Here is a 12,945-nt window from a genome sequence, read left to right as displayed (position 1 = left end):
AATCTTGTTGTCGAAGGTGGTGCCGAGTGAGGTAGAAGGGCGGCATGGACACCGCCGTACTTGAACAGATGCTGGACGAGACCTTCGATCACGCTGTCGTGCACCACGGATACACCAACTACATGCGCGACTACGGGGTCATCGTCCACGCGACGGCTGATCCCAGTACCGGCATCACGCCGTCCCACCTGCGCCACCTCTTCAGATACTGCGTTGAGGCGCGATGCGAGACATCACTGCCGGCCGAGCCCTGGCGGGTCTCTTCGGACGACCGGCTCATCGACCACGAAACCGTCGCTCGCGCGGCGGGTTCACCACCAGGCTCCACCTGAGCGCGGACTGCCGGTGCCGCCCCCTGTCCCTGATCGTCACGCCCGGTCAGCGGGCGGACTGCACCCGGTTCGAACCGGTGCTGGAGAAGATCCGAGTCCCGAAACCCGGGCCGGGCAGGCGCCGCAAAAGGCCCGCCGGCGTCGCCGCCGACAAGGCCTGCAGCAATCGGCCCTGTCGTGAGTACCTGCGGCGTCGGGGCGTCCGGCACACGATCCCGGAGAAGACCGACAGCCAGGCCGCCCGCCTGCCCAGGGGCTCACGCGGCGGACGGCCACCCGGCTTCGACGAAGAGCGGTACAAGAAGCGCAACACTGTGGAACGGGCCATCCACCGGCTGAAGCAGCACCGGGCTGTGGCGACTCGCTACGACAAGCGCGGCTACGTGTTTCTCGGAACCGCGACCGCAGCAGCTCTCACCATCTGGCTCCGGACATGATCGACCGGACAAGTCCTAGGCGTCGCGCCGACCCGCCTCACGGCCGACGCGTCGGCTCACCCCGCCTGCGGCCGGGCCAGGCCGTGGTCATAGGCGAAGATCACCGCCTGGACGCGGTCGCGGGCGCCGATCTTGGCCAGGACGCGGCCGACGTGCGTCTTCACCGTGGACTCCGACAGGACGAAACGCGCGGCGATCTCACCGTTGGTCCAGCCCTTGCCGATGGCGACGAGGATCTCGCGTTCGCGGTCGGTGAGGGCGCTCAGGCGTGGGTCCTCGGCGGCGCCGTCACCGGCGGGCGGGACGAGGCGGGCGAACTCGTGCAGCAGGCGGCGGGTGAGCGCGGGAGCGATCACCGCGTCACCGGTGGCCACGGCACGGATGCCCGCGAGGAGTTCCTCGGGGCGGGCGTCCTTGAGCAGGAAGCCGCTGGCCCCGGCGCGCAAGGCCGCGTAGACGTACTCGTCGAGGTCGAAGGTGGTCAGGACGAGGACGCGGGAACGCTCTCCTGCGGCGACGATGCGGCGGGTGGCCTCGATGCCGTCCATGCCCGGCATGCGTACGTCCATCAGGACGACGTCGGGGCGGAGCTCGGCGGTCTTGCGCACGGCTTCGGCCCCGTGTCCGGCCTCGCCGACCACATCCGTCTCGGGGACGGAGTCCAGGAGCATGCGGAAGCCGTACCGCTGCAGCGGCTGGTCGTCCACGACGAGCACGGTGGTCATCGGGTACCGTCCTGCGGAGTCAGGTCGAGGGTGGCGCGCACCGTCCACCCCGCGCCGGCGGGACCGGCTTGGACGTGTCCGCCGTAGAGCGCCGCTCGTTCTCGCATGCCCACCAGGCCGTGCCCTTCCTCGTTCGTCGTGCCGGGGCCGTCGGCCGGGGTGGGGGAGCCGGAGTCCTGGACGGCGATGGTCAGCAGGGTGTCCTCGACCACGACCGCCAGGTTCGCACGCGCTCCGGCGCCGGCGTGTTTGAGGGTGTTCGTCAGCGCCTCCTGCACGATGCGGTAGACGGTCAGCTGCACCCCGCTGTCGAGGGCCTCGACATCCCCGGCCGTACGATAGACGACCTCCAGGCCGGCGGCGCGCACGCCCTCGCACAGCGCGTCGATGTCCGCGAGTCTGGGCTGCGGGCTCAGTTCGGGCTCGCCGCGCGAGTCGTCGGCCTCACGGAGCACGCCGAGCACCCGCCGCAGTTCACTCAGGGCCTGCCGCCCGGTGTCGCCGATGAGGTGCAGGGCCTCCTTGCCGCGCTCCGGCGCGCCGGCCGTGGCGTAGGCGCCCGCGTCGGCGAGCGTGATGATGACGGACAGGTTGTGGCCGACGATGTCGTGCATCTCGCGCGCCACTCGGGTCCGCTCCGCCGCGACGGCGAGTCTGTCGCGCTGGTCGCGTTCGATCTCCAGCCGGGTCGCGCGGTCCCGCAGCCCGGCCAGCTGGGCCCGCCGGATGCGGACCATCAGGCCGAGGGCGAGAGCCGCGGTCGCCGTGCTGAGCAGGAAGAACAGCGCGTCCCAGACCGACATCGCCGCCGAGACGCGCACCGCGACCAGGCTCAACGCACCCGCCATCGCCACGCAGGCCCACGGCAGCTGCCGTAGCCGCCCGTGCAGGGTGAGGCTGTACAGGGCGACGAAGAGCGCGATGTCCGCACGGAGCGCGGCGCCGATGGACCACTGGAGGACGAACACGGCCGTGACGGTGCCGAAGGCCGCGGCGGGGGCCCGGCGCCGCCACAGCAGCGGCAGCACCAGCCCGGCCTGCAGGGCCAGCATGCCCGCCACGGGCAGCCGGGTGAACAGCAGGCGGAGGCGGCGCGGGCCGTCGCCGTCGCCGTCCCCGTTGATCACGCCGAGCGCGTGCAGCAGGTCCGGCAGACAGAACAGCAGGAAGACCAGCACCACCACCGCGGTGTCCAGCACCCAGGGACGGGCCCGGTCGGCGTGCCGGAGCCGCTGGCCGGCCCGGCCGAGCCGGGCGACCAGCGGCCCCATCCCGCCGAGGTCATCAGGGGTCACGGTAGTCACGGATGTCACCAGCCCATGATGCGGGCTGCCACCGCTCACACGTCGCTGCGCACCAGCCGGTACGCCGCACCGGCCAGCGCCAGTGCCGTCCAGCCGAGGAAGACGAGCAGCCCGGCAAAGGGGGACAGGGCGGTCGAGTCATGGGTCAGCGCGAAGATCGACTCGCCCGCGTGGCTGGGCAGGTAGGGGTTGATGTCGCCCTGCCACGAGGTGGGCAGGAGGGAGACCAGCCCGGGTACCAGCATCAGGGCGCCGACCAGGACGGAGATGCCGCCGGCGACCGACCGCAGCAGGGCCCCGAGGGCGGTGCCGATCACACAGACCAGGCCGAGGTAGAGCCCGGCGCCCAGCAGACTGCGGACGACACCGGCGTGGCCCAGGCCCATGGCGGCGGGTGTGCCGGACACGATCCCGCTGCCGACGAGGAAGGCGACGAACGCGCCTGCGGTGGCGACCACCAGGGCGACCAGCCCGTACACCGCCGCCTTGGACCACAGCACGGGCAGCCGTCGCGGCACCGCGGCCAGGGTGGAGCGGATCATGCCGGTGGAGTACTCGCCGGCGGTGACCAGCACACCGAGCACGCCGAGCGCGAGCTGGGCGAAGTTCGTGCCGAAGAGGGACAGGCTCGCCGCCGTCGCGGTGGCGAAGTCGCGGTCCAGGTGGCGGCCGGAGCCGACATTGGACTTGTAGTGGCTCGCGGCGATGACGCCGAAGGCGATGAGGAACAGCAGCCCGAGACCGAGGGTGATCCAGGTGGAGCGCAGGGACCAGAGCTTGGCCCACTCGGCGGCCAGCACGCGCCGGCCGGTCACCCGGTAGGCGGGCCGGGCCCGGGTGGCCGGGGCGGACTCGGGGGTTCGAGGTGTGGCCGTGAGGGTGCTCATGCCGCGCTCCCGGAGGTCTCGATGCGGGTCGTGGAGCCGTGGTACTCCACGGCGTCCCGGGTCAGTTCCATGAATGCCTCCTCCAGCGACACCGCCTTCGTGGTCAGCTCGAACAGGGGGATGCCGTACTCGGCCGCCTTCAGCCCGATCTCGCGGGCGGACACCCCGGTGACCTGCAGTTCCTCGGAGCCGATACGGCCGGTGATGTCGACGCCGGGCCCGGCCAGCACGTCCCGCAGCCGCGCCGGGTCGTCCGTCGCCACCTTCACGGTGTCGCCGCCCGCCTCGCGCACCAGGTCCTGCACGGTCGTGTCGGCCAGCAGCCGGCCGCGTCCGACGACGATCAGGTGGTCCGCGACCAGGGCGACCTCGCTCATCAGGTGCGAGGAGACGAACACCGTGCGCCCCTCGCCCGCGAGGGAGGTGAGCAGGTTCCGGATCCACAGGACGCCCTCGGGATCCAGCCCGTTGACGGGCTCGTCCAGCATCACGGTCTGCGGGTCGCCGAGCAGGGCGGCCGCGATGCCGAGCCGCTGGCCCATGCCGAGGGAGAAGGCACCGGCCCGCTTCTTCGCGACGCTGCCGAGACCGGCGAGTTCGACGACCTCGTCGACCCGGCGGCGCGGGATGCCGTGGGTGAGCGCGAGGGCGCGGAGGTGGTTGTAGGCCGACCGGCCCGGGTGGATCGACTTCGCCTCCAGCAGCGCCCCGACTTCCTGAAGCGGTGCCTGGTGGCGTGCGTAGTGCTGTCCGTTCACCGTGACGGAGCCGTGCGTCGGCGCGTCGAGTCCGACGATCATGCGCATCGTCGTGGACTTGCCCGCGCCGTTGGGCCCCAGGAAACCGGTGACGGTGCCCGGCTTCACGGTGAAGTCCAGGCCGTCGACGGCGGTCTTCTCCCCGTACCTCTTGGTGAGCTGCTGTGCTTCGATCATCAGCGTTCCCTCTTCCGGACTCCGGCGCCCGAAACGCCTGACGCCTCTTCCGTCACGCTAAGCCCGCGATCAGCCCGATCCGGTGGTACCGGGGACCGAAGCCTGTGGCGCGGGTGGTACCGGGGTACTACGGCCGGGCGTGCTGTGGCCCGGTGCTCGTGCGGGGGGAACGCGCGCGGTCCGTGTCAGCGGGTGCGCGGGCGCCGCCGGCTCAGGGCCACAGCAGCTCGTGGCACCGGCCGGTGCCCTCGGCGCGGTACGCGACCCGATGGTGGACCCGGTCGGCGCTCTCCCAGAACTCCACCTAGGCCGGGGTGACGGCGTACGGCGTCCAAACTCGGCGGGCCCGGCACTTCACCCGCGTGGACGGTGCCGAGGCGGTCGGCGGGCACACCGGCGCGGTCGGCGGGTTGACCCGGCGGGTCAGGAACGGGGTCTGGGAGCTGGTGCGCACGGTGAGGCTGCCGTCGCCGTCGATCCAGGCGACGGCCCCGTGCGTCTCCAAGCCGGCGTGCTGGGCGCGCTGGGTGCGGAAGGTGTCCTCGAAGACGAGGTCGGCCTCGGCCCAATCCGGCCTCGGCGTCGCCGGTCTCGCCGTGCGCCTCGCCGACCGCGTCGGCGCGGGGGCGGGCGATCCGCGCGGTCTTCGCGCCCTTGTCGTGCACGACCGGCGCGCCCGGCCACATCGCTTCCTCCGGGTCCAGGACCGCGGGCAGGACGTCGTACGTCACCTGGACGCGCCGGCAGCCGTCCTCGGCCGCGGCCTCGCTGTCGGCCACGACGGCGGCGACGCGCTGGCCGATGCAGCGGACCGTGTCGTCCAGGACGCGGGTGTCGTCCGGGTCCTCCTCGGGGTGCTCGTGGCGGGAGGTGGAGAAGTGCCGTTCCGGGGCGTCGTGGTGGGTGAGCACGGCGTGGACGCCCGGCACGCGCAGGGCGGCGGAGGTGTCGATCGTGACGATGCGGGCGTGGGCGTGCGGGGAGCGCAGCAGTTTCATGTGCAGCAGGCCGGGCACGTCGAGGCCGAAGGTGTAGCGGGCGGTGCCGGTGACGACCTGCGGACCGGCCGGCGCGGGCAGGCTGCGGCCCACGGAGCGGCCCGGCTCGGGCTCCTCGACGTTCTTCACCCCGCGTACGGCGTCCTCGACCGCCCGGTAGCCCGTGCAGCGGCACAGGTTGCCCTTGAACGCCCTGGGCAGGTCGGTCAGCTTGTCCTCGTCGAGGGCCGCCGTGGTCATCAGGAAGCCGGCCGTGCGGAAACCGCACTGGAACCCTGGGCGTCCAAAGACTTCTGCTGGACGGGATGGAGTTCGCCCACCGGCGAGGCCAGACCCTCGACGGTGGTGACCGGGCGGCCGTCGGCCCGGAAGACAGCTGTGGACCGGCTTGCCGTCCACGTGGACCGTGCAGGCCCCTGCTGCTCGTGGTGCTGCTGCGCGACCGAGGACGCGGTGGGCCGAGCAGGCGAGCGGCACGGCGGTCACGGGGTGCGGTCTGGCGTCAGCGCGGTGACGTGCGACAGGAGGGGCGGACCGGGACCGTCGCCGGGTCCGGTTCGGCCCCCTGCGCGGGCAGTCCCACCTCGCCGAGCAAGTCCTCGGCCGCACAGGCGAGTTCACGCCCGACGGCCGACCGCAGCGACGGATACGCGTGGCCGTGTCCCACGAGCACGGCACCGAGCAGCACCCGCGCCTCGGAGTCCAGGACCAGCTTCGCGTAGCAGTCCCCGAGGCCGCCGTCCCCGGCCCCGCGGGTACGGCTGAACGTCACCGCTCCCGGAGTCCGGGCGTGGACGTCGCCGAGACTGGCCACCTCCACGCCGGGCACCTTCAGGACGGTCCCGGCCCCGTCCACGGCGGGCCCGGGACCGTCCTGCGCCCGGGCGCCCAGGAGCTGCCCGGCGACCGCCTCGGCCATGCGGTATCCGGGGGCCACCGTGCCGTGGCACCGCCCGTGCACCGCCGCGCAGTCCCCGATGGCCCACACGTCCGCGATGCTGGTCCGGCCCAGGTCGTCCACCAGGAAACCGCCCCGCTCGCCACGGGCCGGCCCGCCGGCCCGGGCCAGCTCGTCGCGCGGGCGGGTCCCCGCGGAGAAGACGACCAGCCCCGCCGGGATCCGCGACCCGTCCTCCAGCGTCACCCCGCACACCCGGCCGTCCGCCCCCGCGTCGACGGACCGCAGCGGGACCCCGCAGGACAGCCGCAGCCCGGCGCGCCGCAGCCACCCGGCGAGCAGCCGCGCCGCGGTGCTGTCGAGCTGGGCGGGCATCAGACGTGCGGCCGCCTCCACGACGTGCGGCCGCATGCGCAGACGGCGGCGCAGCGCCTCGGCGGTCTCCAGGCCCAGCAGGCCGCCGCCGACCACCACGACCGGCGCCCCGTCCGCGGCGGCGCCGCGGATCGCGTCCACGTCCGCGAGCGTCCGGTACGGGAAGCAGCCGGGCAGGTCGGCGCCGGGAACCGGCGGACGGAAGGCCGCCGCCCCCGTGGCCAGCACCAGCGCGTCGTAGGGGATGCGGGTACCGTCCGCGGTCAGGACGGTCCGCGAGGCTCGTTCGATGCCCACCACCGGGGCGGCCGTCCGTGCTTCCACGAGGGGATCGCGGCGTGTGCGGGGCCCGGCCAGTTCGAGGTCCGCCTCCGTGGCACCGGCGAGCCGGTCCGCCAGCGCGACGCGGTTGTACGCCGGCCTGGGCTCGTCACCGAGGACAAGAATGCGCCAGGCGCCCTCCCGGTCCCGGGACCGCAGCTCCTCGGTCAGCCGGTGCGCGGTCATGCCGTAGCCGACGATCACCAGGGTGCGGGGTGGCGTCATGGGCGTCATCGGCTCCTTCGTCCTCGTCGGTGGACGGCCCGCGACCGGGTGCCGGCTCCTCGGCGGCGAGCTGGGCGCAGAGCCGGCGGATCTCGTCCGCGCAGCCACCGCACCCGGTGGTGGCCCGGGTGGCGCCGGAGAGGGCGCGCAGGGTGCGGGCGCCGTCGTGCCAGGCGCGCGCGAGGGCTCCCCGGGACACGTCGTTGCAGCGGCAGACCACGTCCGAGGGCTCGGCGGACGTAGCCGGCGCCCGCCGGACGGCGGGCGCCCGGCCCAGCAGCAGGGACAGCCGGTCGGCGGGCAGCGGGCGGTGCGCGTCGTGGAGCTGGGTGAGCGCCGCCAGGGCCTCGGGCAGACCGACCACGACCGCCGACGCCAGCCGCCCCGCGGCGTCGACCGTCACGGTCGCGTACCGGCCCCGTGCGGGATCGCGGAAGGTCACGGTCTCGCGCTCGGCGGTGTTGCCGGCCGAGCCGGGCGCCGCCCCCAGCACACCGAGCGGCAGCCCGGCCAGGCGGAGGCGGAGCACGGTCCCCGCTCGCCGGCCCCCGGGCTCCTGTCCGGTCAGCGAACGGGCCAGCACCTCCGCCTGGTCCCACCCCGGAGCCGGCAGACCCGGGGCCCAGCCGGGGTGTTCGGCGCAGTCGCCGATCGCCCGGATCCACGGATCGCCGGTCCGCAGTCCGTCGTCGACCAGCACCCCGTTCCGCACCGCCAGACCCGCCGCGCGGGCCAGTGCGGCGCGCGGCCGCACGCCGGTGCAGCACACGAGGGTGTCCCAGGCCAGCGGGCGGCCGTCGTCGAGGACGAGCTTGCCCGGCTCGACCCGTACGGCCGAGCGACCGCACTCCAGCCGCACGCCCAGGCCGGACAGGTGGCGCACGAGGAGGTCCCCGGCGGTGGCGTCCAGCCGGCGGTCCAGCGGGTACGGCCCGCGGTGCACCACGGTGACGTCGCGGCCGGAGCGCCGCAGCGCCGCCGCGGTCTCCAGCCCGAGGGGCCCGCCGCCCAGGACGACGGCCTGCTCCCCGCCGACGCGGGCGCAGTCCGCGAGGGACCGCAGCGTGGTGACGCCGTCGAGCAACCGCCCGGCTGCCGTACGGATCCCGGGCACCGGCGGGACGAACGGCTCCGCCCCGGTGGCCAGGACCAGCGTGTCGTAGCGGTGCTGCTCGCTCGTCGCCGTGCGCACCCGCCGACCGGCGCGGTCGACGGCCGTCACGGTGGTGCCCGGCAGGACGCGGACGCCCGGCACCGGCGGCAGCCGCAGGGCGGCCGGACGGAGGCCGCCGTCCAGCACCGAGGCCAGCAGCGCCCGCTGGTAGGGGGCGACGGGTTCCGCGTGCAGCAGCGTGACGGTTCCCCGGTGACCGTGACGGCGCAGCCGCTCCGCCAGCCGGTGTCCGACGGGGCCCCCGCCGACGATCACGACGTCGCCCGTCGCGGCCCCCTCGCTCAGGTGCTGCCTGCCTTTGCTCATGGACTCGTGGCCCCCCTCGCCGTACCGCGGCCGGCGGGGTCGACCCGGACCGCGCTCACCTTGAATTCGGGCATCTTGCTGCGCGGGTCGAGAGCGGTGCCGGTGAGCAGGTTCGCCCGCCCGTCGTCCGGGAAGTGGAACGGCAGGAACACGGTGTCCGTCCGCAGCGTCGGCACCAGCCTGACCCGGGCCGTCATCCGCCCCCGCGCCGACCGCACCCACGCCAGGTCGCCCTCGGCGACACCCGCGCGGGCCGCCGTGTCCGGGTGGATCTCCACGGTCGGCTCGGGCGCCGCGCGCATCAGGTCCGGCACCCGGCGGGTCTGGCTGCCCGACTGGTACTGGGCGAGCAGCCGCCCGGTCGTGGCCCACAGCGGGAAACGGTCGTCCGGCGTCTCGGCGGGCTCCCGGTGGTCCACCTCCTGGAAGCGGGCCCGCCCGTCCGGATGGGCGAAGCCGTCCAGGAACATCCGCGGTGTGCCCGGGTGCGCCGGGCCTTCGGGGTTCTGGGGGCAGGGCCAGTACAGGGCTTCCCCGGCGTCCAGCCGCTCGTAGGTGATACCCGAGTAGTCCGCCCGGCCCCCGCGGGAGGCGCGCCGCAACTCCTCGAAGACCAGCCGCGGTTCCTCCGGGTAGCGGTCGGCCGGCTCGCCGAGCCGCACCGCCAGCTCCCGCAGCACACGCAGATCGCCGCGCGCCCCCGGCGGCGCGCTCACCGCCCGGCGCCTGCGCAGCACCCTGCCCTCCAGGTTGGTCAGGGTGCCCTCCTCCTCCGCCCATTGCAGGACCGGCAGCACCACATGCGCCAGCCGGGCCGTCTCGGACGGCACGAAGTCGGCCACCACCAGCAGGTCCAGCGCGGACAGCCGCCGGGTGACCCGGGCGGCGTCCGGCGCGGAGACGACCGGGTTGGACCCGAACACCAGCAGGGCCCGGGGCCCGCCGTCCGTACCGAGGGCGTCCAGCAGCTCGAAGGCGCTGCGGCCCGGGCCGGGCAGGCGCTCGGGCGCCACCCCCCACACCCGCGCCACGTGCTCCCGGGCCCGCGGGTCGGTGATGGACCGGTAGCCGGGCAGCTGGTCGGCCTTCTGGCCGTGCTCCCGGCCGCCCTGCCCGTTGCCCTGGCCGGTGAGGCAGCCGTATCCGGACCCGGCCCGGCCCGGCAGCCCGAGGGCGAGGGCGAGGTTGACGAAGGCCGCGACCGTGTCGGTGCCGTTGCTGTGCTGCTCCGCTCCCCGGCCCGTCAGCACGTACGCCCGCCGGGCGCGGGCGAGGATCCGCACCGCCTCGGCCTGCCGCGACGCCGGGACGCCGGTCACCCGCTCCACGCGCTCGGGCCACCAGGCCGCGGCGTGCTCCCAGGCCCCCTCGAACCCCACCGTGCGCCGCTCGACGGCGTCCCGGTCGTACAGCCCCTCGGTGACCGCGATGTGCAGCAGGCCCAGGGCGAGGGCCAGGTCGGTGCCGGGGGCGGGGGACAGGTGCACGGTGGCCCGCTCCGCGGTGGGGGTGCGCCGCGGGTCGATGACGATCGTCGCCTTCGCCCTGCCGAGGTGACGCATCAGTGGAGGCATGGTCTCGGCCGGATTGGCCCCCGCCAGCAGGACCGCGTCCGCCTCGGCGAGATCGGTCACCGGGAACGGCAGCCCCCGGTCCAGCCCGAAGGCCGCGGTGCCCGCCGTGGCGGCGGACGACATGCAGAACCGGCCGTTGTAGTCGATCTGACTCGTGCCCAGGGCCAGCCGGGCGAACTTGCCGAGCAGGTACGCCTTCTCGTTGGTGAGGCCGCCGCCACCGAACACCGCGACGGCGTCCGGGCCGTGCGCGGCCCGGATCTGGCGCAGGCGGGAGGCGACGCTGTCCAGCGCGTCGGGCCACGACGCCGGCACGAGCCGTCCGGCACCGTTGCGCACCAGCGGGGTGCGCAGCCGGTCCGGTGCGCGCAGCAGGGCGGGCGCCGTCCACCCCTTGTGGCAGAGTCCGCCCTGGTTCACCGCGAAGGCGTCGGGCTCCACGGTCACCGGCACGCCGGCCGGCCCGTCCCCGGGTCCGGCGGGGCTCAGCCGGGTGCCGCACTGGAGCGCGCAGTAGGGGCAGTGGGTGGCGACCGGGGCCTGCGGTGCGGCGAGCGGCGCGGACCGCTTGGACGGCGGTTCAGACATGGGCCGACTCCGGTTCTCGGACGGGCTCCGGATCGCCGCCGGCCGGCCCCGCGCCGGGGCGCCAGTACCTGACCCGGACGACGACGGCGCACAGGACGTAGCACAGGAGGAAGGCCCAGAAGGCCGGTTCGCCCGAGCCGTGGCGGTCGTAGGCGGCCCGGAAGACCAGGTTGACCGCCGCGCCGCCGAGGGCCCCGGCCGCCCCGGTGACGCCGATCACCGCCGCGGTCAGCCGCTGGGCCCGCAGCGCGTCCGCCTCCGCTCCACCGGGCTCCGGCGCCCCGGCTCCCGGTGCGTGGGACCGGCACGCCAGGACCCACGGGATCATCCGTAGACCGCGCCGTTGCCGGCACCGGTGAGGACGAAGAGCACGGTGAAGACCGTGACGAACAGCGCTGCGGAGGACCGGGCGGAGGCCACCAGCAGGACGGCCGTGCCCGCGCTCAGCAGTACGAAGACGGCCGCCGTCACCCGGGCCCCGCCCCAGCGGTCCGCCAGCCGTCCGCCCAGCGGCCGGGCCAGCGAGCCCAGCAGCGGGCCCACGACGGCGCAGGACGCCGCCTGCAGGGCACTGGAGCCGAACTGGGCCTGGAGAACCAGACCGAAGGCGAAGCCGTACCCGATGAAGGACCCGAAGGTGCCGACGTAGAGCAGGCAGATCCACCAGGTGTCCGGCTGCCGCAGCCCCTCCCGGATCACACCGCGGGGCACGGGGCCCGGGTCGAGGTCGTCCATCCCGGTGGCGGCGAGCAGCGTGGCGAGCACCAGCAGGGGGAGGTAGACGGCGGCGACGAGGGAGGGGCTGGTGTCCCCGGCCGTCGCGATGACCACGACCCCGACGGCCTGGACCACGGCGACGCCGAGGTTGCCGCCGCCGGCGTTGACGCCGAGCGCCCAGCCCTGGTGCCGGCGCGGATAGAAGCGCGCGATGTTGGTCATCGAGGAACCGAAGCTGCCGCCGCCCGACCCGGTCAGCGCGGCGATGACCAGGAACACCCACAGCGAAGTGCCGGGCCGCTGCACGAAGTACCAGGTCAGCGCCGTGGGGATCAACAGCAGGCCGGTCGTGAGCACCGTCCAGGTCCGGCCGCCGAAGCGCAGCACGGCGTGGCTGTACGGGATCCGCAGCAGGGCGCCCACCACGGTCGGGGTGACGACGAGCAGGAGTTTCTCGCCCGGGGTGAAGTCCAGCCCGGTGCCAGGGGACATGAACAGGACCAGCACCGACCAGATGCTCCACACCGAGAAGCCGATGTGCTCGGTCAGAACCGACAGGAGCAGGTTGCGCCGCGCGACGCGCCTGCCCCGGCCGTTCCAGAAGGCGGCCTGTTCGGGGTCGTAGCCGGTGGCCGGCCCGCGTGGTGCGCGCCGGGGGCCGCTGGTCATGCCGTCGCCCCACTTCGCGGGCCGGCGGGCCGGCGGGGCGGCCCAGGCCGTCGGCCGGCGTGCCCTCGGCCGCGCGCCCGCCAGTCCGGCGCAGGGCGTTCCCCCAGCCACCGCGCGGACTCGATGCGCCGCACCTTCACGGTGCCCCTGTGCGGCGGCCCGGCCGACGGCAGCACCACCGCCTCGGCGAGCAGCGGGAAGTGGCCCACCGGATGGCACCACCGGGCCGGGCCCGGCGATCGCGGGGACCGACGTCGCCCGTGCGCCGTCGGCGGCCGTCGCACCCCATCGCGAACGTTCCTCCCGCCCCCCTGGGGAACGTGCAGGTCGGCGGAAGCGGGTCCTGAGATGAGTACGGTGTCGTCCATGGCCATGGGACGGATCCTGCGGAGGCGCCCCAGGGCGGGGCAATCCGGCCGGAGTCAGTCCGTCATGTCTCCGGCCGGGACGCCCTGCGGTGGGTACGGGTCAGCCGACGAG

At 74.7% G+C, this 12,945-nt stretch carries 9 protein-coding genes and 2 pseudogenes; 2 read left to right on the top strand and 9 right to left on the bottom strand.

Going from position 1 to position 12,945, the window contains the following annotated elements; translation table 11 throughout:
- The first annotated feature begins 44 nt into the window (after positions 1 to 44).
- Both ACFC02_RS09800 and ACFC02_RS09795 read left to right on the top strand, forming a co-directional pair.
- On the top strand, positions 45 to 332 hold the full coding sequence (locus ACFC02_RS09800) for a hypothetical protein (RefSeq protein ID WP_376354818.1): 288 nt from the start codon (positions 45 to 47) through the stop codon (positions 330 to 332).
- Positions 224 to 769, top strand: a complete 546-nt coding sequence (locus tag ACFC02_RS09795) for an IS5 family transposase (RefSeq protein WP_376354669.1) — start codon at positions 224 to 226, stop codon at positions 767 to 769. Before ACFC02_RS09800 ends, ACFC02_RS09795 begins: the two co-directional genes overlap by 109 nt.
- Positions 770 to 825: 56 nt before the next feature.
- On the opposite strand, the gene ACFC02_RS09790 is transcribed toward ACFC02_RS09795, so the two are convergent.
- The 9 genes and pseudogenes from ACFC02_RS09790 to ACFC02_RS09750 form a co-directional block, all read right to left on the bottom strand.
- On the bottom strand, positions 826 to 1,494 hold the full coding sequence (locus ACFC02_RS09790; RefSeq protein ID WP_376354666.1) for a response regulator: 669 nt from the start codon (positions 1,492 to 1,494) through the stop codon (positions 826 to 828).
- A complete protein-coding gene (locus ACFC02_RS09785; RefSeq protein WP_376354810.1) occupies positions 1,491 to 2,765 on the bottom strand; it encodes a histidine kinase in 1,275 nt (424 codons plus the stop codon). Before ACFC02_RS09785 ends, ACFC02_RS09790 begins: the two co-directional genes overlap by 4 nt.
- 68 nt (positions 2,766 to 2,833) lie before the next feature.
- On the bottom strand, positions 2,834 to 3,685 hold the full coding sequence (locus ACFC02_RS09780) for an ABC transporter permease (RefSeq protein ID WP_376354663.1): 852 nt from the start codon (positions 3,683 to 3,685) through the stop codon (positions 2,834 to 2,836).
- Positions 3,682 to 4,620 (bottom strand): ATP-binding cassette domain-containing protein, encoded by a 939-nt coding sequence (locus ACFC02_RS09775; protein ID WP_376354660.1) that lies wholly within the window; start codon positions 4,618 to 4,620, stop codon positions 3,682 to 3,684. The genes ACFC02_RS09780 and ACFC02_RS09775 overlap by 4 nt, the downstream gene beginning before the upstream one ends.
- 415 nt (positions 4,621 to 5,035) lie before the next feature.
- Positions 5,036 to 6,035: pseudogene (locus tag ACFC02_RS09770) on the bottom strand (molybdopterin-dependent oxidoreductase); the annotation flags it as partial.
- 85 nt (positions 6,036 to 6,120) lie between these two features.
- Entirely contained in the window at positions 6,121 to 7,437 is a 1,317-nt protein-coding gene (locus ACFC02_RS09765) for an NAD(P)/FAD-dependent oxidoreductase (RefSeq protein ID WP_376354657.1), read from the bottom strand.
- Positions 7,322 to 8,917 carry an FAD-dependent oxidoreductase gene (locus ACFC02_RS09760; RefSeq protein WP_376354654.1) on the bottom strand — a complete coding sequence of 532 codons (1,596 nt, stop codon included), beginning with the start codon at positions 8,915 to 8,917 and terminating at the stop codon, positions 7,322 to 7,324. Before ACFC02_RS09760 ends, ACFC02_RS09765 begins: the two co-directional genes overlap by 116 nt.
- Positions 8,914 to 11,079, bottom strand: a complete 2,166-nt coding sequence (locus ACFC02_RS09755; protein WP_376354651.1) for a molybdopterin oxidoreductase family protein — start codon at positions 11,077 to 11,079, stop codon at positions 8,914 to 8,916. The genes ACFC02_RS09760 and ACFC02_RS09755 overlap by 4 nt, the downstream gene beginning before the upstream one ends.
- A pseudogene (locus ACFC02_RS09750) lies at positions 11,072 to 12,465 on the bottom strand (MFS transporter). Before ACFC02_RS09750 ends, ACFC02_RS09755 begins: the two are co-directional and overlap by 8 nt.
- Positions 12,466 to 12,945: the final 480 nt, after the last annotated feature.

The organism is Streptomyces sp. NPDC056160, from assembly GCF_042268205.1.
GTDB lineage: Bacteria > Actinomycetota > Actinomycetes > Streptomycetales > Streptomycetaceae > Streptomyces.
Note: the sequence above shows the minus strand (reverse complement) of the source record. Positions and strands in the feature narration are given on the sequence as shown.

Bases quoted from the DNA above. Each gene is read 5' to 3' on its own strand.
- ACFC02_RS09800 (WP_376354818.1), top strand. From the start codon at position 45: ATGGACACCGCCGTACTTGAACAGATGCTGGACGAGACCTTCGATCAC.
- ACFC02_RS09795 (WP_376354669.1), top strand. From the start codon at position 224: ATGCGAGACATCACTGCCGGCCGAGCCCTGGCGGGTCTCTTCGGACGA.
- ACFC02_RS09790 (WP_376354666.1), bottom strand. From the start codon at position 1,494: ATGACCACCGTGCTCGTCGTGGACGACCAGCCGCTGCAGCGGTACGGC.
- ACFC02_RS09785 (WP_376354810.1), bottom strand. From the start codon at position 2,765: ATGGGGCCGCTGGTCGCCCGGCTCGGCCGGGCCGGCCAGCGGCTCCGG.
- ACFC02_RS09780 (WP_376354663.1), bottom strand. From the start codon at position 3,685: ATGAGCACCCTCACGGCCACACCTCGAACCCCCGAGTCCGCCCCGGCC.
- ACFC02_RS09775 (WP_376354660.1), bottom strand. From the start codon at position 4,620: ATGATCGAAGCACAGCAGCTCACCAAGAGGTACGGGGAGAAGACCGCC.
- ACFC02_RS09765 (WP_376354657.1), bottom strand. From the start codon at position 7,437: ATGACGCCACCCCGCACCCTGGTGATCGTCGGCTACGGCATGACCGCG.
- ACFC02_RS09760 (WP_376354654.1), bottom strand. From the start codon at position 8,917: ATGAGCAAAGGCAGGCAGCACCTGAGCGAGGGGGCCGCGACGGGCGAC.
- ACFC02_RS09755 (WP_376354651.1), bottom strand. From the start codon at position 11,079: ATGTCTGAACCGCCGTCCAAGCGGTCCGCGCCGCTCGCCGCACCGCAG.